The 19,882-nt window shown below is 50.8% G+C and carries 13 protein-coding genes and 2 pseudogenes; 6 read left to right on the forward strand and 9 right to left on the reverse strand.

Translation table 11 applies throughout. The features are described from left to right. Nucleotides 1-64: 64 nt before the first annotated feature. On the reverse strand, nucleotides 65-1,474 hold the full coding sequence (gene glnA / locus AYY16_RS15705; RefSeq protein ID WP_067368723.1) for a glutamate--ammonia ligase: 1,410 nt from the start codon (nucleotides 1,472-1,474) through the stop codon (nucleotides 65-67). A 617-nt stretch (nucleotides 1,475-2,091) separates the two neighbouring features. On the opposite strand from glnA, the gene typA reads away from it, so the two are divergent. From typA to fabY, 4 genes and pseudogenes are all read left to right on the forward strand, one after another. Beyond that, on the forward strand, nucleotides 2,092-3,912 hold the full coding sequence (typA, locus tag AYY16_RS15710) for a translational GTPase TypA (RefSeq protein WP_067368725.1): 1,821 nt from the start codon (nucleotides 2,092-2,094) through the stop codon (nucleotides 3,910-3,912). Between the two features lie 288 nt (nucleotides 3,913-4,200). Continuing rightward, nucleotides 4,201-4,818, forward strand: a complete 618-nt coding sequence (yihX, locus tag AYY16_RS15715; RefSeq protein WP_067368729.1) for a glucose-1-phosphatase — start codon at nucleotides 4,201-4,203, stop codon at nucleotides 4,816-4,818. A 32-nt stretch (nucleotides 4,819-4,850) separates the two neighbouring features. Further along, nucleotides 4,851-5,288 (forward strand): D-aminoacyl-tRNA deacylase, encoded by a 438-nt coding sequence (dtd, locus tag AYY16_RS15720; protein WP_067368732.1) that lies wholly within the window; start codon nucleotides 4,851-4,853, stop codon nucleotides 5,286-5,288. Between the two features lie 50 nt (nucleotides 5,289-5,338). Beyond that, a pseudogene (gene fabY / locus AYY16_RS15725) lies at nucleotides 5,339-6,257 on the forward strand (fatty acid biosynthesis protein FabY). 88 nt (nucleotides 6,258-6,345) lie between these two features. Here the strand turns inward: fabY and AYY16_RS15730 are convergent. Continuing rightward, the gene (locus tag AYY16_RS15730) at nucleotides 6,346-8,109 is read right to left on the reverse strand and encodes an AsmA family protein (protein ID WP_067368735.1); all 1,764 of its coding nucleotides are present in this window, start codon (nucleotides 8,107-8,109) and stop codon (nucleotides 6,346-6,348) included. A 131-nt stretch (nucleotides 8,110-8,240) separates the two neighbouring features. After that, a pseudogene (locus AYY16_RS15735) lies at nucleotides 8,241-9,627 on the reverse strand (uracil-xanthine permease family protein). Between the two features lie 241 nt (nucleotides 9,628-9,868). Between AYY16_RS15735 and gltS the strand changes: the two are divergent. Beyond that, nucleotides 9,869-11,101, forward strand: a complete 1,233-nt coding sequence (gene gltS / locus AYY16_RS15740) for a sodium/glutamate symporter (protein ID WP_067368737.1) — start codon at nucleotides 9,869-9,871, stop codon at nucleotides 11,099-11,101. Nucleotides 11,102-11,292: 191 nt separating this feature from the next. On the opposite strand, the gene recG is transcribed toward gltS, so the two are convergent. From recG to gmk, 5 genes are read right to left on the reverse strand one after another with little or no spacing between them, the layout of a single operon-like run. Continuing rightward, entirely contained in the window at nucleotides 11,293-13,374 is a 2,082-nt protein-coding gene (gene recG, locus AYY16_RS15745; RefSeq protein WP_067368740.1) for an ATP-dependent DNA helicase RecG, read from the reverse strand. Nucleotides 13,375-13,386: 12 nt separating this feature from the next. Continuing rightward, nucleotides 13,387-14,091 (reverse strand): tRNA (guanosine(18)-2'-O)-methyltransferase TrmH, encoded by a 705-nt coding sequence (gene trmH, locus AYY16_RS15750; protein WP_067368742.1) that lies wholly within the window; start codon nucleotides 14,089-14,091, stop codon nucleotides 13,387-13,389. A gap of 2 nt (nucleotides 14,092-14,093) precedes the next feature. Further along, the gene (gene spoT / locus AYY16_RS15755; protein ID WP_067368744.1) at nucleotides 14,094-16,199 is read right to left on the reverse strand and encodes a bifunctional GTP diphosphokinase/guanosine-3',5'-bis pyrophosphate 3'-pyrophosphohydrolase; all 2,106 of its coding nucleotides are present in this window, start codon (nucleotides 16,197-16,199) and stop codon (nucleotides 14,094-14,096) included. A 17-nt stretch (nucleotides 16,200-16,216) separates the two neighbouring features. Further along, nucleotides 16,217-16,492: a DNA-directed RNA polymerase subunit omega gene (gene rpoZ / locus AYY16_RS15760; protein ID WP_067368747.1), complete on the reverse strand. Its 276-nt coding sequence runs from the start codon at nucleotides 16,490-16,492 to the stop codon at nucleotides 16,217-16,219. Nucleotides 16,493-16,546: 54 nt separating this feature from the next. Continuing rightward, nucleotides 16,547-17,170 carry a guanylate kinase gene (gmk, locus tag AYY16_RS15765; protein ID WP_067368931.1) on the reverse strand — a complete coding sequence of 208 codons (624 nt, stop codon included), beginning with the start codon at nucleotides 17,168-17,170 and terminating at the stop codon, nucleotides 16,547-16,549. A gap of 299 nt (nucleotides 17,171-17,469) precedes the next feature. Here gmk and ligB point away from each other — a divergent pair, with 299 nt between their 5' ends. Further along, the gene (gene ligB / locus AYY16_RS15775) at nucleotides 17,470-19,161 is read left to right on the forward strand and encodes an NAD-dependent DNA ligase LigB (RefSeq protein WP_067368753.1); all 1,692 of its coding nucleotides are present in this window, start codon (nucleotides 17,470-17,472) and stop codon (nucleotides 19,159-19,161) included. Here ligB and AYY16_RS15780 read toward each other — a convergent pair. Beyond that, a complete protein-coding gene (locus AYY16_RS15780) occupies nucleotides 19,139-19,756 on the reverse strand; it encodes a trimeric intracellular cation channel family protein (protein ID WP_067368756.1) in 618 nt (205 codons plus the stop codon). The two genes, ligB and AYY16_RS15780, sit on opposite strands and share 23 nt — an antisense overlap. Between the last annotated feature and the right edge of the window lie 126 nt (nucleotides 19,757-19,882).

Raw genomic sequence — 19,882 nt, forward strand, 5'->3', positions numbered from 1 at the left:
CAACAAAATAAACCGGAGCATGTCAGTCTGTGTGCCTCTTGAATGATATCTGGCACAAACAGAATTACACGCTGTAATACATATCAAATTCAACCGGATGCGGTGTCATGTTCAGGCGCTGAACATCGGCGCGCAGCAGGTCGGTATAGGTGTGGATTGCATCTTCAGTAAATACACCGCCACGGGTTAAAAATTCGTGATCAGCGGCAAGGGCATCAAGTGCATCACCCAGAGAAGGAGCGACTGTCGGAATTTCTTTCGCTTCTTCCGGCGGTAAATCGTACAGATTTTTATCCATCGCATCGCCGGGATGGATTTTATTGATGATCCCGTCCAGACCCGCCATCAGCTGTGCAGCAAAGGCCAGATACGGGTTTGCAGCAGGATCAGGGAAGCGGACTTCAATGCGGCGCGCTTTTGCGCTTGGTACAATCGGAATACGGATAGACGCTGAGCGGTTACGGGCAGAATACGCCAGCATGACCGGAGCTTCGTAGCCCGGAACCAGACGCTTGTATGAGTTGGTCGTCGGGTTGGTAAAGGCATTCAGCGCACGGGCGTGTTTAATGATCCCGCCGATGTAATACAGCGCCATTTCTGACAGACCGGCATATTTGTCACCGGAGAACAGGTTGACGCCGTCTTTGGCCAGAGACATGTGGCAGTGCATACCGGAGCCGTTATCGCCGACCAGCGGTTTTGGCATAAAGGTAGCGGTTTTACCGTAGCGGTGAGCCACGTTCTGGACGACATACTTGTACATCTGGGTTTCGTCAGCTTTCAGCGTCATGGTATTGAAACGGGTCGCAATTTCATTCTGACCGGCAGTGCCGACTTCGTGATGGTGCGCTTCCACAACCAGACCCATTTCTTCCATCACCAGGCACATTTCAGAACGCAGATCCTGGGAAGAATCAACCGGCGGCAGCGGAAAATAACCGCCTTTCACACGCGGACGATGACCTTTATTGCCTTCCGCATATTCGGTGCCGGTGTTCCAGGCAGCTTCAATATCATTAATATGGTAGTAAGCACCGGAAATATCTGCGCCGAAACGGATGTCATCGAACAGGAAAAACTCCGGTTCCGGTCCGAACAGGACGGTATCGGCAATTCCGCTGGTACGCAGATAATCTTCGGCACGTTTTGAGATAGAGCGCGGGTCGCGATCATAACCCTGCATGGTATTCGGCTCTAACACATCGCAGCGCAGAACCAGTGTCGGTACTTCAAAGAACGGGTCGATCAGGGCAGATTCCGCAATCGGCATCAGCACCATGTCAGATTCATTAATGCCTTTCCAGCCAGCCATAGAGGAACCATCGAACATCTTTCCGTCTTCGAAGAAATCTTCATTTACCTGATGGTAAGGAATGCTCATATGCTGTTCCTTGCCTTTGGTATCGGTAAAACGTAAGTCCACGAATTTAACGCCGTGCTCTTCCATCATGGTCAGTACATGTTCAACGGACATAGTCAATTCTCCTGGTTTGGGATGACCCGGCAATCTTCAGGTGGTCGCCCGGGGGGACACTGATTGCGGTTCTCAAATTACCTGATAAACATAAAGCGAAAAACGTGCCAACTTTTTTTATTACGCTGTAAACCGCCTTACACCAGCATGTTACTCATATAAGGATAGCGGAAACAGACCGAATTGCACTACTTTGGTGCAATCGGAGTGATCGTTATCCCGGCTGGTCCGCACCATAATGGTGCAAATAAGCAGAATAGCTAAGGTGAAAGTAACATTTTTCTGATATGACACGCTTTTATGCTGATCCCGGTCAGATTCCTGCCCGACGGTCACAAAAAAAGTATCTCTTTTTTCCTGAATAGGTTTATGATAAGTGCCTCTGAATTCGTCGCAGAGCGTGGTATGCACAGCTTATTTGTAAAAAATGGCAGGATGAATTTTATCTTTTTGTTTTATAAAGATTTATTTTTTTAAGTGAGATCTATCACACTTCTTTCACTTGCCTGAGATAACGTGTAAAATACCACCAATCATCTACTCCATAGATGGGCGTTGCTGAAAAGAATGCTATCTGTGACGTAATTCCCATCCATTAACGAAAACGGTACAAGTCTTTGTCTATCGAGAAATTAAGAAATATTGCCATCATCGCTCACGTTGACCATGGCAAAACCACGCTGGTCGATAAATTATTACAGCAGTCCGGTACTTTTGACGATCGTGCAAAACCGGAAGAGCGCGTAATGGACTCCGGCGATCTGGAAAGAGAGCGCGGCATTACTATTTTGGCAAAAAATACCGCGATTACGTGGGAAGACTATCACATCAACATCGTTGACACCCCGGGACACGCCGATTTCGGTGGTGAAGTAGAACGTGTTATGTCCATGGTTGACAGCGTACTGTTGCTGGTTGATGCAATCGATGGTCCGATGCCGCAGACCCGCTTTGTAACGCAGAAAGCGTTTGCAAACGGCCTGAGCCCTATCGTTGTTATTAACAAAATTGACCGTCCGGGCGCACGTCCTGACTGGGTTATCGACCAGGTCTTTGATCTGTTTGTTAACCTTGGTGCTACTGACGAGCAGCTCGACTTCCCGATCATCTACGCATCTGCACTGATGGGTATTGCGGGCGAAGATTACAATGAAATGGCGGAAGACATGACTCCGCTGTACAAAGCCATTGTTAAATATGTTGAACCACCAAAAGTGGATCTCGACGGTCCGTTCCAGATGCAAATCTCCCAGCTTGATTACAACAACTACCTGGGCGTAATCGGGATTGGTCGTATCAAACGCGGTAAAGTGAAGCCTAACCAGCAAATCACAGTGATTGATTCAGAAGGCAAAACCCGTAACGGTAAAGTCGGTAAAGTTCTGAGCCACCTGGGTCTGGAGCGTATTGAATCAGCTGAGGCAGAAGCGGGTGATATCATCGCGCTGACCGGTCTGGGCGAACTGGGTATCTCTGATACCATCTGTGAAACAAGCTGTGTTGAAGCATTAACACCACTGGCTGTTGATGAACCGACCGTAAGCATGTATTTCTGCGTTAACACCTCACCATTCTGCGGTAAAGAAGGTAAGTTTGTAACGTCCCGCCAGATCTTAGACCGTCTGAAAAAAGAACTGGTTCACAACGTGGCACTGCGTGTCGAAGAGACTGAAGACCCGGATGCATTCCGTGTATCAGGCCGTGGTGAACTGCACTTATCTGTTCTGATTGAAAACATGCGCCGTGAAGGTTTTGAGCTGGCGGTATCCCGTCCGCGCGTTATCTTCCGTGAAATCGATGGCCGTAAACAAGAGCCGTTCGAGCAGGTTACTCTGGATATCGAAGAGCAGCATCAGGGCGATGTCATGCGTGCACTCGGTGAGCGTAAAGGCGAACTGAGCAACATGATGCCGGATGGTAAAGGCCGCGTACGTTTAGATTACAGTATTCCGAGCCGTGGTCTGATTGGCTTCCGTACTGAATTTATGACAATGACATCCGGTACAGGTTTACTGTACGCAACATTCAGTCACTACGGTGATGTGAAGCAGGGTGAAATTGGTCGTCGTCAGAACGGCGTAATGATCTCTAACGGTCAGGGTAAAGCAGTTGCATACGCACTGTACAGCCTCCAGGATCGCGGTAAATTATTTATCGGTCACGGTACTGAAGTATATGAAGGTCAGCTCATCGGTATTCACTCACGTTCTAACGACCTGACTGTGAACTGCTTAACCGGTAAAAAACTGACTAACATGCGTGCTTCCGGTACAGATGAAGCAACAACACTGTCACCATTCCTTGAAAAAACGCTGGAACAGGCGTTAGAGTTCATTGATGATGACGAATTAGTGGAAGTAACACCGAAGTCTATCCGTCTTCGTAAGCGTTACCTGACTGAAAACGACCGCAAGCGCGCACACCGCAGCAAAGATTAATCGTCGTTTTTATTCAATGCCACTCAGGGCGCCTTTCGGGCGCCCTGAGCTTTTTCAGGGGTTCCCCGCCAGATATTTTGCACATAAATGCATTTCCCGCCGCCGCCTTTCTTGCTATGTTTCATTTTTTCGCCCTGATCACAATACCGTCACAGACCGGTAACGGGTCAGAAATGTGGGCGGAGATCGCAGACATTGATCTTTTTTCTGTCTGAATGTCGTTTTCACTCTGTTCAGCGGGCAGATCTGCGGGTAGAGTAAAAATAATTCATCAACCCGGAGGATGGTATGCTGTATATCTTTGATATGGGCAATGTCATTATTGATATTGATTTCCAACGTGTTTTATCAGTCTGGAGTAATTTAAGCGGTAAGCCGTTATCTGAACTGAATAGTAATTTTATTTCTGGAGAGACATTTAAGCAGCATGAACGCGGCAAAATTTCAGATGTTGAATTTGCCGAAGCAATTAATGATGAACTGGGCATGTCGCTGAGTTTTGATGAGTTTGCCGAAGGCTGGCAGGCTATTTTTATGACTGTCCGTCCTGATGTCATTGATATCATGAATAAGCTGCGTGAACAGGGGCACCGTGTGGTTGTGCTCTCTAATACCAACCGGCTGCATCAGGATTACTGGCCGCAGCACTATCCGGAAATAGCCGCGTCCGCGGATTTCCTTTATTTATCGCAGGATTTAGGGTTACGCAAACCTGACCCGGATATTTATCAGTATGTTCTCGAAAGCGAAGAGTTTGAGGCTCAGGATGCGGTTTTCTTTGATGACATCCGTGAAAACGTGGATGCTGCGGTTGAACTGGGCATCAAAGGTGTGTACGTGAATGATCGTGACGCCGTGAGCCGGTATTTTGCAGATCATGATTTCTCTGTTGAAGTATCTGAATAATAAAATAGTCATTATTTTTGAACGGACGGGACATGATTGCATTAATACAGCGTGTAACCCGCGCAGATGTCCGTATAGCCGGTGACATAGCCGGTGAAATAGGACCGGGGCTGTTAGTCCTGCTGGGTGTGGAGCGGGATGATGATGAGCAGAAAGCGAAGCGCTTGTGTGACAAAGTGACCGGATACCGGATTTTCAGCGATGCTGACGGGAAAATGAATCTGAACGTGGCGCAGGCAGGTGGTCAGTTGCTGGTGGTTTCGCAGTTTACACTGGCGGCAGATACACAAAAAGGTATGCGACCGGGGTTTTCAGGCGGCGCTGCGCCGGAAAAAGCGAATGTTTTATATGAGTACTTTGTGGCGCAATGCCGCGCGACAGGTATGGTGACAGAAACCGGACAGTTTGCGGCGGACATGCAGGTCAGCCTGACGAACGATGGTCCGGTCACTTTCTGGCTTCAGGTATGATACAACAGTCTCAGACCGGTCGCCGGTCACCACTGACAGGAGAAAGTGTGATGTATCACTTACGTGTACCAAAAACCGATCAGGAGCTGGAGAGCTATTTTTCTTTCCGCTGGGAGATGCTGCGTAAACCGCTGAATCAGCCGCAGGGATCGGAGAAAGACGGGTACGATACACTCGCACACCATCAGATGGTGGTTGATGAAACAGGGCAACCTGTGGCTGCCGGACGTTTATATATAAATGCAGAAAATGAAGGCGCGATCCGCTTTCTGGCTGTAGATCCGCATTTGCAGGGACGTGGGCTGGGTACATTGATCGCGCGTGCGCTGGAATCGGTGGCTCGTCAGGAAGGACTCAAACGGATTGTATGCAGTGCGCGTGAGGAAGCGGTCGCATTTTTTGAAAAACTAGGCTTTGAAAACCGGGGAACGATTACAGGTCCGCAAACGACGCCTGTTCGACATTTTTTTTATGATTAAATCCGTTGAAACCCTTGATACGATTTTGCATCGCCCTGACTGGTGCGCTGAATTACAAAAAGCATGGTATGAAACTATTCCGCTGAGCGAAAAAATGGGAATACGTATCGCGCAGTATACCGGGCAGGAATTTATGACGACGATGCCTGAGGGACCGAACCAAAACCTGCATCAGACTATTTTTGCGGGCAGCCAGTTTTCGATGGCAACGCTTACCGGCTGGGGGCTTATCTGGCTGCTGCTTCAGGAAAATGAACTGAACGGGGACATCGTGCTGGTCGATGCGAATATCCGCTACCGTAAGGCCGTGACAGGCCGTCCGGAAGCTATTGCATCCCGCGATAAGCTCAGCGGGGATCTTGACCGCCTGGCGCGCGGCAGCAAGGCCCGAATCAAACTGGACGTGACTGTCGGTCAGGGAAGTGAGGTCGGCGCTGTCTTTACCGGTACTTATATGGTATTACCCGGTCAGAAACATAGTGCGCAATAGCCACTGAAACAGTATCTTGAATGATGTTGGGTATATAAGCTCAAAAAACAGCGCCATAAGGCGCTGTTTTTATATGGCTAATCAGTCATTACAGAATATCACTGTTCTCAGGTGCATCCGGGATCACCCTCTGCACCGGCGGCGCGGACGGGATATCTTCTGCCGGTACAGGTGAGTTGCTTATTTGTCCCTGCGTAATCGCCCGGTTTATCTGATTTCCCTGCTTGTCCTGTCCGGAGAGCGAGCCGCTCAGCGTATTACGGACATCATCAGTGCGCAGTTGTCCGCTCAGACGCAGTGTGTAATTTGCATTGCCGTTCAGTGGCGCGGATGCCCATCCCCATTGTGACAGGATCTGACTGTCGGCACTGGTTGCCTGCAAATTGAATGTGAACGGTGCAGTACCCGATGGTGTCACCTGAAACTGCATTTTCAGCAGACCGTCACCGGCAGAAGCGGAAAATTGTGTGGTTTCAGCACCGGTTTCACCAGCCGTGAGTGTCAGGTATGGACGGTGCAATTCGACGCGGGCAAAAGTGGCACTGCCCGCGCTGGCAGAAAGCTCGCCATTCCATAGCCCCCACTGACCTGATTTCAGGATCTGCATGGTTTTAATATAACTGTTGATGTTGGTCATCTGGAACGGAAATGCCGGGCGGGTATCAATCAGTAACGCATTGGAGACTTTCAGATCCTGCACGCGGATAGTGTCTATCCCCTGTGGTGCGCTTTCCTGTAATAGTGTGAACCATTGTTCAGGCAGGCTGAAAAGCAGGTTATCCACAACGCCGCTGCTTATATCCAGTGTTCGTGATGTACGGTTCCAGTCACCGGTGAAGCGCAGAATACTTTTATCGTAGCGCCCGCTCAGCCGTTTTACCGCAATGTGGTCACCGGCAAATTCCAGTGTTCCCAGAATATCGGAAAAGTGTTGCCCGCCAAATGTCAGATCGGCGATCCCAAAGTCTGCCAATCCGTTATCGGTCTGCCAGTTGCCTTTTGTGTAAGCCAGATTTTTCAGTGTACCTTCCAGATAATTAACCGCCCACTGCTCCCCTTCGAGTTTAATATTTGTCGCGGTAATATTTTTTATCTGAATATCCGGCAGGTGCCCGCTGTTTTCTGTCAGTTGCGTCAGGGATAACGGTGTCTGCCAGCGGATATCATTGAGCAGCAGGTTATCGAGCAGCCAGCGGCCTTCGGCGGTGCGTTGTCCCGTTGCAGTGATCAGCCCGTTTTCCAGCGTGGCGGTGAGATTATCAAAGGTGAACTGCGTACCGCTGATATTTCCCTGCGTCAGCACGTTTTTCAGCGGCAGACCGTAATAGTCCAGACCTTTGGCGGAAAACTGATATTTTCCGTCACCGGTAATGGCGCTGTCTTGTGGCTGCCACGGCGTGATACCGCCGGTAACGCCTTCGGCGGTAATATTCTGGTTACCGTCAGTACGGCGTACATTTACCTGATTAAGCTGTAACAGCCCGGCGCTGACCGGTAATGTCCGGCTGTCAGCGGCAGTGGAGATCTCAATCTCCCCTTTTTGAATAATAATCCGGGAAAACCAGCCCGGCTCGGTGAAACTGCGCCAATCAAGCGTCAGTTCAATATTTGCGGCATCCAGAGCCATGTCACCGGAAACGGTATTGATACTGATATCACGCAGTGACAGGAGTGACGGAGAGGACAGGGAGTGATCGATAGCAGACAGCGACACCTTATAACGGGTATTGTCACTGATAAGCCCGGCAAGCTGGCGCGTGCCCCAGGATGTCTGTATCAGGATACCTGCGGCAATAATGAGTACAATTGCCAGTATTATCAGACGGAAAACAGTTCGTCCCAACCATTTCATATTTGCTCTCTCCGTAGTGCAGCTCGTTGGGCATACTAGCGTGAGGCTCTTTGCGGTGACAAGGATTATTGCTGTTTTTCTGTGTGATGTGGCGTGCGTGACCGTTCCCGGTCACGCAGTCAAACGAGTGATTATTTTTCCGGCGGGAAAACCAGGTTCAGTACGATTGCGGTCAGACCGCCGGCGGCGATACCGGAAGAGAGCAGCGTCTTCAGCCAGTCCGGCGCAAATTGCAGTATCAGTGGCTGCTGGGAAACACCCATTCCTACCGCCAATGAGAGCGCGATAATCATAATCGCGCGGCGGTTAAGTGTCTCGCGGGAGACAATACGCACGCCGGAAGCGGCAATGGTTCCGAACATAACAATGGTCGCACCGCCGAGCACCGGCTCAGGAATGTGCTGAACAAACCCTGCAACAGCCGGGAATAATCCCAGCACAATCAGCATCAGCGCGATCACATAGCCGACATAACGGCTGGCAACCCCGGTCAGTTGGATAACACCGTTATTCTGTCCGAAACAGGAGTTCGGAAAGGTATTGAATACCGCAGAAAGAGCTGAGTTCAGACCATTGGCCAGTACGCCGCCTTTCAGGCGCTTCATATAAAGCGGACCGGAAACCGGTTGTTCAGAGACATCTGAAGTCGCCGTGATATCGCCGATGGTTTCCAGTGACGTCACCATAAAAATCAGAATAAGCGGTACAAGCAGATTCCAGTCTATTGATAAACCATAATAAAGCGGTGCCGGGATAACCAGCAGCTCTTCCGGAAGTTGGGTATGATTATCCGGCAGCATGCCCATCCACCAGGCGGCAAGATATCCGGCAGCCATGGCGATCACCAGCGAGGCAACCCGTAAATACTGATTTTTCTGGCGGTTCAGTAACACAATAACCGCAAGAACAATCCCCGCGAGGATCAGGTTATTGGCAGAACCAAAGGTATTATCAGACATAGCGGCATAGCCGCCACCGATGGATGTCAGACCAACCTGAATCAGTGACAGTCCGATAATCATCACCACCACACCGGAAACCAGCGGCGTGATAATCCGGCGGGCAAGGTGCAGAAAGCGGGAGAGAATAACCTCCGTCATTGCCGCCAGCATCAGAGTGCCGAACAGCGCCGCCATCATTCCTTCGGTATCCACACCATTATTTTTCAGTGCCATCCCCCCCCATAATCAGCGGGGCGACAAAGTTAAAACTGGTTCCCTGGATAGACAGTAACCCGGAGCCGACCGGTCCCCAGGTCCGGATTTGCAGTAATGATGCCAGCCCGGAGGCAAACAGTGACATACTGATAATGCGCTGGGTGTCATGAGCGGAAAGCCCCAGCGCCTGCGCGATAAGCAGCCCGGGAGTTATCACGGCAACGAACATTGCCAGCAGGTGCTGGCTGGCAGCAAACAGAGTTTGTGGCAGCGGCGGGCGATCTTCCAGGTGGTAGATTAGCTCACTATTGGTATTTACCGGGGGAATTACGGTGTTTTTATCGGGTGCAGTGCTGTTCATATCTTGGGATCCGGGATAAGCAATGATCGTATTTTAATGATCTATGCCACAAAAGCAATCGATTGCGCACCGGTAATGTTATTTTTTATAGTGGAATATAATCACACTTTTATTTATTTTAACTTGTCTTTATCTCCTTTTTTCCCTCTAATCCGGATACCTGCTTTTTTTCTTGCGTAATAAGGATGTTTTTAGCGCGACTATTGATGTAATAAATACCTACAATAAAAGGGGTACGTGAATGTATCAACTCGACGTTTACGGCACGCTTGTGGCGGCCACACTCGTCCTCTTATTAGGACGTAAACTCGTAAAATCAGTACCATTCCTCGAAAAATATACCATTCCTGAACCTGTGGCCGGTGGTCTTCTGGTTGCAATTGTATTACTTGGGTTCAAATCGGGGATGGATCTGGAAGTTAAATTTGATGACTCGCTGAAAGACCCGCTGATGCTGGCATTTTTCGCCACTATCGGGTTAAACGCAAATCTTGCCAGCCTGCGTGCAGGCGGTAAAACGTTATTTATCTTCGTATTAGCTGTTGTGGGTCTGCTTCTTGTACAGAACACAGTCGGCATTTCGCTGGCAAAAATGATGGGTCTTGATCCGCTGATTGGTTTACTGGCAGGGTCGATTACCTTATCCGGCGGACACGGTACGGGTGCTGCGTGGGGTAAAATCTTCACAGACAGCTACGGCTTCAGTTCGGCGACAGAAGTGGCGATTGCCTGTGCAACATTCGGTCTGGTACTCGGTGGTCTGATTGGTGGTCCGGTTGCCCGTTTTCTTATCAAGAAAACAGCAATGAATGATGTAAATCAGCAGGATGATGAAGCACCGAGCGCGTTTGAAAAACCGCAGGCCGGGCGCATGATCACCTCGATGGTATTGCTGGAAACTATTGCACTGATCGCGATTTGTCTGCTGGCGGGTTCGTATCTGTTTGGCGTGTTATCTGACTTCTTCCTCAGCAGAGGATGGAAAGTTCAGATCCCGACATTCGTTTGTGTGTTATTTATCGGCGTTATATTGAGTAACAGCCTGTCATTAATGGGTTTTTACCGCGTATTTGAGCGGGCAGTATCCGTTCTCGGTAACGTCAGTCTGTCACTTTTCCTGGCAATGGCACTGATGAGCCTGAAGCTCTGGGAAGTTGCTTCGCTGGCCATACCAATGTTGGTTATTCTGGCGGTACAGACTGTTGTGATGGCGATGTACGCCATTTTCGTCACTTACCGCGTGATGGGTAAAAACTATGATGCCGCGGTATTAGCAGCGGGTCACTGTGGTTTTGGTATGGGGGCAACACCAACAGCGATTGCTAACATGCAGGCGGTAACCGATCGTTTCGGACCTTCTCATGTCGCTTTTCTGGTGGTGCCAATGGTCGGGGCATTCTTCCTTGATTTGATTAATGCACTCGTCATTCCGTTCTTCCTGGCGTTACCCGTCTTCCCGACGGTGGGTGGCTGACAGAACGTTATTATTAAAGCAGGTAAGCCACCCGTGCGGATGTTCGGGTGGCTTTTTTCATTATACCCTTATTCATTCAAACTGCAGGTTCGTTGGCCGCACTCAGCCAGCCGGGTCACATACTAATGTATGCTCCCCGTCTATCTTCCCTTGCCGCCTGCCTGCATCTTGAATGACGTTGGGTATAGATATTATACGTTTGTATACTGACTGCGTTCCGGCAGCCAGCGTTCGGTCAGGGCTTTTGCCTGCTCCGGGTAATTCTGGTGCAGATGGCGGGCGATACGCTGTACTTCCGGTAACATCGCCTGATCACGCAGTAAGTCTGCGACTTTAAACTCGGCATTCCCTGTCTGGCGTGTACCGAGTAATTCCCCCGGTCCGCGAATTTCGAGATCTTTCTGTGCGATAACAAACCCGTCATTACTGTCCCGCAATACCTGAAGACGCAGTTTTGCTGTTTGTGTCAGCGGTGTTTTATACAGCAGGACACAGTGGGATGCGGTTGCTCCCCGCCCGACACGCCCGCGTAACTGATGAAGCTGTGCCAGCCCCAGCCGTTCCGGGTTTTCAATAATCATCAGACTGGCATTCGGGACATCAACACCCACTTCTATTACGGTGGTTGCGACGAGCAAATCTAATTCACCGGCTTTGAATTGCGCCATTACTGCCTGTTTTTCCGCTGATTTAAGACGTCCGTGAACCAGACCAATCCGCAGACCGGGCAGTGCGGCGGATAAATCATCAAAGGTAACCTGCGCGGCCTGAGCTTCCAGCATCTCTGATTCATCAATAAGTGTGCAAACCCAGTATGCCTGGCGGTGTTCATCCATGCAGGCACCGCGTACCCGCTCTATGATATCGCCCCGGCGGCTGTCCGGGATGGCGACCGTGGTCACCGGTGTTCTGCCGGGCGGTAATTCATCAATAACAGAGGTATCGAGATCCGCATACGCGGTCATCGCCAGAGTGCGGGGGATCGGTGTGGCAGTCATAATCAGCTGATGAGGGTGGAAGCCCTGCTGTTCACCTTTTTCCCGCAGCGCCAGACGCTGATGCACCCCGAAGCGGTGCTGCTCATCAATAATGACCAGTGCCAGTGAGTGAAAGCGGATATGTTCCTGAAAAATAGCATGTGTTCCGATAACCATCGCGACGTCGCCGGAGGCAATCGCCTCTTCCTGTGCCTGGCGGGCTTTGCCTTTTTGTTTACCGGCAACCCAGCCTACATTGATCCCCAGCGGCTCCAGCCACTGGCGGAACGTATTGGCATGTTGCTCGGCTAACAGCTCAGTCGGTGCCATCAGTGCCGCCTGGTTACCATGAGCAATCGCACGGATGGCCGCCAGTGCGGCGACAACCGTTTTCCCGGAGCCGACATCTCCCTGGATCAGACGCAGCATCGGCACGTTTTTTTCCAGATCCAGCTCAATTTCTGCTACCACGCGCTGTTGGGCACGGGTCGGGGTAAAAGGAAGCTGTGCCAGAAACTGATTTTTCAGCTCTTCCTGCGGTGCCAGTGGTTCGGCATGGCAGCGTTGTGCTCCTGCGCGTATTGCCAGCATACTGAGGTGATGCGCCAGCAGTTCTTCCAGCACAATACGTTTCAGTGCCGGATGCTGACCACTTTCCAGCTCTGCAAGTTGTGTATCGGCAGGCGGGCGGTGCAGTGTTTTCAGCGCCTCCGGCAGGCTCATCAACGGGCGTATCAGCTCCGGGGGTAATAATTCGCGGATAGCGCAGGTATCGAGTAATTCCAGCGCCTGATCAAGCAGCTTGCGCAGTGTGGTCTGGCGGACACCCTCGGTTGTCGGATAAATCGGGGTAAGGGTTTCCTGCAATGCAACGTCACGATCGTCCCGGCGGATTTTATACTCGGGATGAAAAATTTCCGGTCCGTTTTTTCCGCGCTTTACCTCACCGTAAGCGGTTATCTGCACTCCGGCTGCCAGCGTATTTTTCATTGCAGCCGAAAAATTGAAAAAACGCAGTGTTAATACCCCGGTGCCATCACTTATCTGGCAGGTCATCATCCGTTTGCGTCCGAAGACGACATCGGTGCGCAGCACTTCGCCGCAGACGGTAGCGTAAAGTCCGGGCAGAAGGTCGGTTATTGAATAGAGACGGGTTTGATCTTCGTAACGCAGCGGGAGATGGAACAGCAGATCCTGAAGAGTATGCAGACCGATACCGGCAAGCTTACCCGCCTGGCTCGCCCCGACGCCATGTAACGTCGTGAGCGGGATAGCATCAAGCAGTTGCCCTTTCATTCTCTGCTCCGTTTATTGTTTTGAGGCGGATGTTTTTTTCTGTTGCATCAAAGCCCACCAACTGTCCGGCGCAATAATATGGCCGTTCACGTCAATCTGCGGGCGGGGAAGTTTTTTCTCAAGCGCAACCTGAGCCAGAACCGGATAACCGCGCTCAAAGAGCAGGCGCTGCTGTTCATCCTGCGGTAATGCACCGCGGGGATGGGTATATAAACCTGCGGCTTCACGCTGACGCTGGGCTTCATACAGGATCACGGCAGCAGCAACGGACACATTCAGAGACTGCACCATACCGGACATCGGGATCATAATATGCTTATCGGCAATATTAATGGCATCCGGTGAAATACCGTATTTTTCTGATCCCATGATAATGCAGGTCGGCCGGGTAAAATCGACGGTACGAAAATCCACCGCACTGTCAGACAGATGGGTTGCCAGTATCTGCATCCCCTGTGATTTCAGCATACCGACAGCATCATTGAGCGTGGCGTGGTTATGGACATTGACCCAGCTGTTACTGCCGGCGGCCGAAGAGATCCGGGTTCTGATTTTTTCCGGCCAGATGGCATGTAAATCATGAATACCGACCGCATCGGCACTGCGGATAACCGCAGAGACGTTGTGGGGTTTATGAACTTCTTCAAGGCACAGTGTAAGGTCTGGCTGGCGCATCGCCATCATCCGGCAGATGCGCTCATAACGTTGGGGATTCATGCTTAATTCCGGTTGCGGCTGACGCGCAGGACATCCGGCATAATCCGGATCTTACGCATAATATTCGCAAGCTGGATACGGTCTTTTGCTGTCAGCCGGATAAAGGCGCAGTATACGCGGCCATCTTTCTCTTCTGTATTCATGCTCTGAATACTTGAGTTCGCATCATTAATCGCTGCTGTCAGATTCGCCAGTGCGCCCTGGTGGTTAAACATATCCACTTTAATTTCAGCAATAAAATCAGTGTCAATATCACTGTCCCACTCAACAGCCATGAATTTTTCAGGCTCTTTTTCATATCCGCGGATATTGCGGCAGGATTCATGGTGAATAACCAGTCCTTTTCCGGGACTGATATGGGCAATGATCGGATCACCCGGGACGGGACGGCAGCATTTTGCAAAGGTAATAAGCACACCATCCGCGCCTTTAATCGGCAGTTTGCGCGGTGTGTTCTCATCTGTATTTGCGTTTGGTTCATTCAGCAGGTTACGGGCGACAACCACACTCATGGTGTTGCCCAGTCCGACTTCGGCCAGCAGGTCATCCACCGTCGCAAGTTTCATACGCACCAGTTCGCGGGTGATATTTTCCTGCGGCACATCAGTGAGTTTTCGTCCGTTACCAAGCGCATGATTCAGCAGGCGGCGACCGAGGTTAACAGAATCATCCCGCTTGAGATTTTTCAGCAACTGGCGGATTTTCGCACGGGCTTTGGAACTGACGACAAAGTTCAGCCACGCCGCATTCGGACGCGCACCGGGTGCGGTAATAATCTCAACAGTTTGTCCGCTGGTTAATTGCTGAGACAGCGGGTATGGCTGGCGGTCAACACGCGCCCCGACACAGGAGTGCCCTATGTCGGTATGTACAGCATAGGCGAAATCGACAGGCGTGGAGCCGGTCGGCAGTTCGACAATGCGTCCTTCCGGAGTGAAGACGTAAATCTCATCCGGGAAGAGATCCGATTTAACACTTTCAATAAATTCAAAGGTATTACCGGTACTCTGCTGTAATTCGATCAGGCTTTGCATCCAGCGGTGCGCACGTACCTGTGCGGTAGTGCCGGCTTCACCCTGTGCTTTATATGCCCAGTGGGCAGCCACCCCCATTTCCGCCATCTGATCCATATCTTCTGTCCGGATCTGAACTTCCACGGGTACGCCGTGAGGACCTATCAGAGAAGTATGTAAGGATTGATAGCCGTTAGCTTTGGGGATAGCGATATAATCTTTGACCCGTCCCGGGCGGGGTTTATACAGGCTGTGAGCCTGACCCAGCACGCGGTAGCAGGTATCCACGCTGTTCACGATAACGCGGAAGGCGTAAATATCCATGATGGAGTGAAAACGCTGCTCTTTCAGGTGCATTTTACGGTAAATAGAGTAGAGATGTTTCTCCCGTCCGCTGACCCGGCATGAAATTCCCGCTTCTGTCAGACGTCCCTCGATTTCAGATAAAATCTTCTGGATCATCTCCTTGCGGTTGCCGCGGGCGGCTTTTACCACTTCTTTGATGACACGGTAGCGGTTTGGATAAAGTGCTTCGAATCCCAGCTCCTCAAGCTCCGTCTTGATATGGTGAATACCGAGACGGTGAGCCAGAGGACTGTAGATTTCAAGGGTTTCGCTCGCAATGCGGCGGCGCTTATCGGGTCGCAGGGAACCGAGCGTGCGCATATTGTGCGTGCGGTCTGCCAGCTTGATGAGGATGACGCGGATGTCTTTTACCATCGCCATTACCATCTTGCGGAAGTTTTCAGCCTGAGCTTCTTTTTTATCGCGGAAGTTCAGTTTATCTAACTTTGAGACTCCCTCCACCAGCCCGGCAACCGTTGTGCCGAACAGTTGTTCGATATCCTGAAATGTTGCAGGTGTATCTTCGATAACGTCGTGCAGCAGTGCCGCCATCAGTGTTTCGAGGTCGAGACGCATCTCAGCCAGGATACAGGCGACAGCAACCGGGTGAGTAATATACGGCTCACCACTGGAGCGGGTCTGCCCTTCGTGAGCATCCCGCGCAACGACAAAGGCTTGTTTTAACAGCGCAATCTGCTCAGAGGGCAGGTAGTCCGTTACAATATGATTCAGGCTTTCAAACAGGTACAAGGCAGACCTACCTTAACTTAACGACGTCCTTCGGCGATAGCAGAGACTGCCTGCATTTCAGCAGCATCCTGCTCCTGTTGTTCCTGGCGCTCACGAGCATCAAGGATCTGTGCGTTGATCAGGCTCTCTTCGATTTCGCGCAGGGCGATCACGGTGACTTTATCATTTTCTTCCGGAACCAGCGGCTCTTTTCCGCCGGTCTGTAACTGACGCGCACGGCGTGCAGCCACTAATACGAGGTCAAAACGGTTACCAATTTTTTCTACTGCGTCCTGGACTGTTACGCGTGCCATAAGTGTACTACTCCACAGATAAATAAATGACTCGGCATGATACTGAAAGTTGTATCACTGTGCCAATAATTTGGCGATTAAAGCATCATGTCGCTGAACCTGACGACCTGAACGCAGACGTTCAGCGCGGATGATCGTTTGCAGATCAGTCAGTGCGACATTGAAATCATCGTTCACAATCAGATAATCGTACTCGCCATAGTGCTGCATTTCATTCACAGCCTGCGCCATGCGTCCGGCAATGATTTCATCACTATCCTGACCACGGCCGCGCAGACGGCGCAGCAACTCATCACGGGACGGCGGCAGAATAAAAATACTGCGTGCTGCCGGCATTTGTTCCCGGATCTGGCGGGCTCCCTGCCAGTCAATATCAAGAAAAACATCAACACCGGAGTTTAGTATATCTTCAACTGTTTTACGGGCCGTACCGTAATAATTACCAAATACACAGGCATGTTCGAGAAACTCACCATTACCGATCATGCTTTTGAATTCGTCTTCGGTTGTGAAGAAATAATGCTCGCCGTGCGCTTCGCCCGGGCGGATACCACGGGTTGTGTGCGAAACAGAAACCTGGGTGTCATACAAAGGCTGTGTTTTCAGTAACGCCTGAATAAGACTTGATTTTCCCGCACCACTCGGCGCAGAGACAATATATAACGTACCTTGGGTCATGTTGATGTCTTGTCTGATTGGAGGTTGAAAAAGCCATGAGGAAATAAATCCCCACATATAGTATACACGCACCCGAAGCGACATGCAGCGTTCCGGTGATTATCCGCTGAAAATTTCTTACTTTTGCGTTCAGATGAACCGGTGTTTACGCTTTTTCCGCCCGTATCGAAAAAAAATGTACGTATTGCTCCTTTATTTACATGACAGTGCGGCACAACAGGAAAAACAATTCAGTGGCTCTGGGCAGAGAGTCTGTGGCTGTGTAATGTCCTGAATTCAGGCGGACAGGGAGTAATATAATGTTCAGGATGAAATTATTATTTATAAAACGCATTTTTATCACGGGTATCTTATCCGGCGGATTATTCTGTGCGGTAGCAGCGTTTGCCGGGGTGAAAGCACAGTCCGGATGCCCGCCACACCCGGTGGTACAGGCGGAAACAGAAGTGGCCGAACTACGTAAACAACTGGCTCACTGGGATAAACGTTATTATACACAAGGGGTAAGTGAGGTCAGTGATGAGACGTATGATCAGATGCGGGCAAGGCTGGTTACGCTTGAGCAGTGTTACGGACAGCAGACCCCGGTAAGATTGCCGTCTTCAGTACGCTACAACCTGAAGCACCCGGTGGTACATAGCGGCGTGCGTAAAGCGGCATCAGATAACGCGGTTGAACAATGGTTGCGTCACCGGAAAAATGTCTGGGTCCAGCCTAAAGTAGATGGTGTGGCGGTATCCCTGGTGTACAGCCACGGAAAGCTGACTCATATGATAAGCCGCGGAGACGGGCGTCACGGTCTTGACTGGACAGAGAAAGCTCTGCATATCCCTGCAATCCCGCAGGAAATTACAACAGAACTTACAGATGTTATTTTGCAGGGGGAAATTTTTCTGCGCCGGGAAGGTCATGTGCAGTCCCGTGACGGCGGGAAAAATCTCCGCTCAGTCACTGCCGGTCTGCTGATGAGGCAGGCAAATGACGAACAACTACGGGCGCTGGATGTCTTTATCTGGGCATGGCCGGGGGGTACAACAGATATGCAGCACTATCTGAATACCCTGACAGAATGGGGATTTCCGCTGACCGCACAATATACAAAGCCGGTTAGTGGCGCGGAAAGTGCCGCAGAGCAGCGGGAAGCCTGGTATCGCCAGCCGCTGCCGTTTGCCGGTGACGGTATTGTTCTCAAGCAAATGCCCCCGCAGGACACTTCCCGCTGGCAGACGGGGCATAACCACTGGTCACTGGCATGGAAATACCCGGTACAAACGGCAGTTACCGAAGTTCGGCATGTACAGTTTCCGGTCGGGCGGACAGGGCGGATCACGGTATTACTCTCTGTTGAGCCGGTTATTATTGACGGGAAAACAATTAAGCGGGTAGCTATGGGGTCGCTTGCGGTCTGGATGAAACAGCGCATTCATCCGGGAGATTTGATTGTGGTGGGATTGCAAGGACAGGGTATCCCGAAAGTGCGGGAGGTTATCCGGAAAACAGAAACACCACCGGAACTGAATGTACCCGGTAAAGCGGATTTTCACCGTACAAGCTGTCTGACATATACTCCGCTGTGTCGTCAGCAGTACCTGGCCCGCCTGAATTGGCTGGGAAAGCAGCTCGGAATGACCGGAACGGGTGTCCGCAACTGGGGAAAACTGGCGGATCACTATACCTTTTCCGGTCTGCTGGATTGGATGTTACTGGACGAAGATCAGCTTAAAGCCGCGTTAGGCAAAGTGAGAGGCGTGAATTTTTACCGGCAGGGTAATGCGGCACGACAGAAGTCATTTTCTGTCTGGATAAATGCGCTGGGTGTGCCGGGAAAGAGCCCGTTACCGGCTGACTGGTCGCTGTTCAGACAGGAAAACCGGCTGAAGACCGAACGCAACCACTATGCACAGGCGCTGGAAGCGGAAGGTGTGGTTGCGTCATTACAATTACAGGGTGTGGACGGATTTACCGGCGCTAATCCTGATTCTCATAATTAAAGACCGGCAGCCCCAGGCGGTAGCGGATAGCGATTAAGCGGGAACTGAGCCCGGCGACCAGGGTGATAATAATGACCGCATCACGGGGCAGCGGAGTATAAAACAGCAATCCCATATAGAGCCATGCCGCACCAAATGAAATACCGGCATATAATTCTTTCTGGAAAACCAGGGGGATCGTATTACAGAGCATATCGCGCAGTACACCGCCGAATACCCCGGTGATAACCGCAGCAATAGCAGCAATAACGGGACCGTAATTCATGTCGAGTGCTATCTGTGCGCCGATAATAGAGAATACCATCAGACCGATGGCATCGAGGATCAGAAAAAGACGACGCAGATGTTTCATCATCGGTGCGACCCAGATAGTAATGACGGCAGCACAGGCAACCGTAATAATGTATTCGGGATGTTTAACCCAGCCCAACGGGTAGTGACCCAGCAGCATATCGCGTACAGAGCCACCGCCGATAGCGGTCGCGGAGGCGATAATAATAACACCGAAAACATCCATTTTACGGCGGCCTGCGGCGAGTGCGCCGGTCATTGCTTCAGCGGTAATACCAATAATGTACAGGATACTGAGTAACATAATTTTATCATTGCCGGGTTATCGGAAGGTTAGCATAGTCAGTGCAGCCGGAAGTCTCGACTGAGTTTTTTTAGTCTGACACATTCGGATTACCTGTAGTTATCCGAACTGATGGTATAAGAAGAG

Source organism: Morganella psychrotolerans (assembly GCF_001676155.1).
Taxonomy (GTDB): domain Bacteria; phylum Pseudomonadota; class Gammaproteobacteria; order Enterobacterales; family Enterobacteriaceae; genus Morganella; species Morganella psychrotolerans.

Coding starts and splice junctions, on each gene's coding strand:
- glnA (WP_067368723.1), bottom strand. CDS start 1,474: ATGTCCGTTGAACATGTACTGACCATGATGGAAGAGCACGGCGTTAAA.
- yihX (WP_067368729.1), top strand. CDS start 4,201: ATGCTGTATATCTTTGATATGGGCAATGTCATTATTGATATTGATTTC.
- dtd (WP_067368732.1), top strand. CDS start 4,851: ATGATTGCATTAATACAGCGTGTAACCCGCGCAGATGTCCGTATAGCC.
- AYY16_RS15730 (WP_067368735.1), bottom strand. CDS start 8,109: ATGAAATGGTTGGGACGAACTGTTTTCCGTCTGATAATACTGGCAATT.
- gltS (WP_067368737.1), top strand. CDS start 9,869: ATGTATCAACTCGACGTTTACGGCACGCTTGTGGCGGCCACACTCGTC.
- recG (WP_067368740.1), bottom strand. CDS start 13,374: ATGAAAGGGCAACTGCTTGATGCTATCCCGCTCACGACGTTACATGGC.
- trmH (WP_067368742.1), bottom strand. CDS start 14,091: ATGAATCCCCAACGTTATGAGCGCATCTGCCGGATGATGGCGATGCGC.
- rpoZ (WP_067368747.1), bottom strand. CDS start 16,492: ATGGCACGCGTAACAGTCCAGGACGCAGTAGAAAAAATTGGTAACCGT.
- gmk (WP_067368931.1), bottom strand. CDS start 17,170: ATGACCCAAGGTACGTTATATATTGTCTCTGCGCCGAGTGGTGCGGGA.
- ligB (WP_067368753.1), top strand. CDS start 17,470: ATGTTCAGGATGAAATTATTATTTATAAAACGCATTTTTATCACGGGT.
- AYY16_RS15780 (WP_067368756.1), bottom strand. CDS start 19,756: ATGTTACTCAGTATCCTGTACATTATTGGTATTACCGCTGAAGCAATG.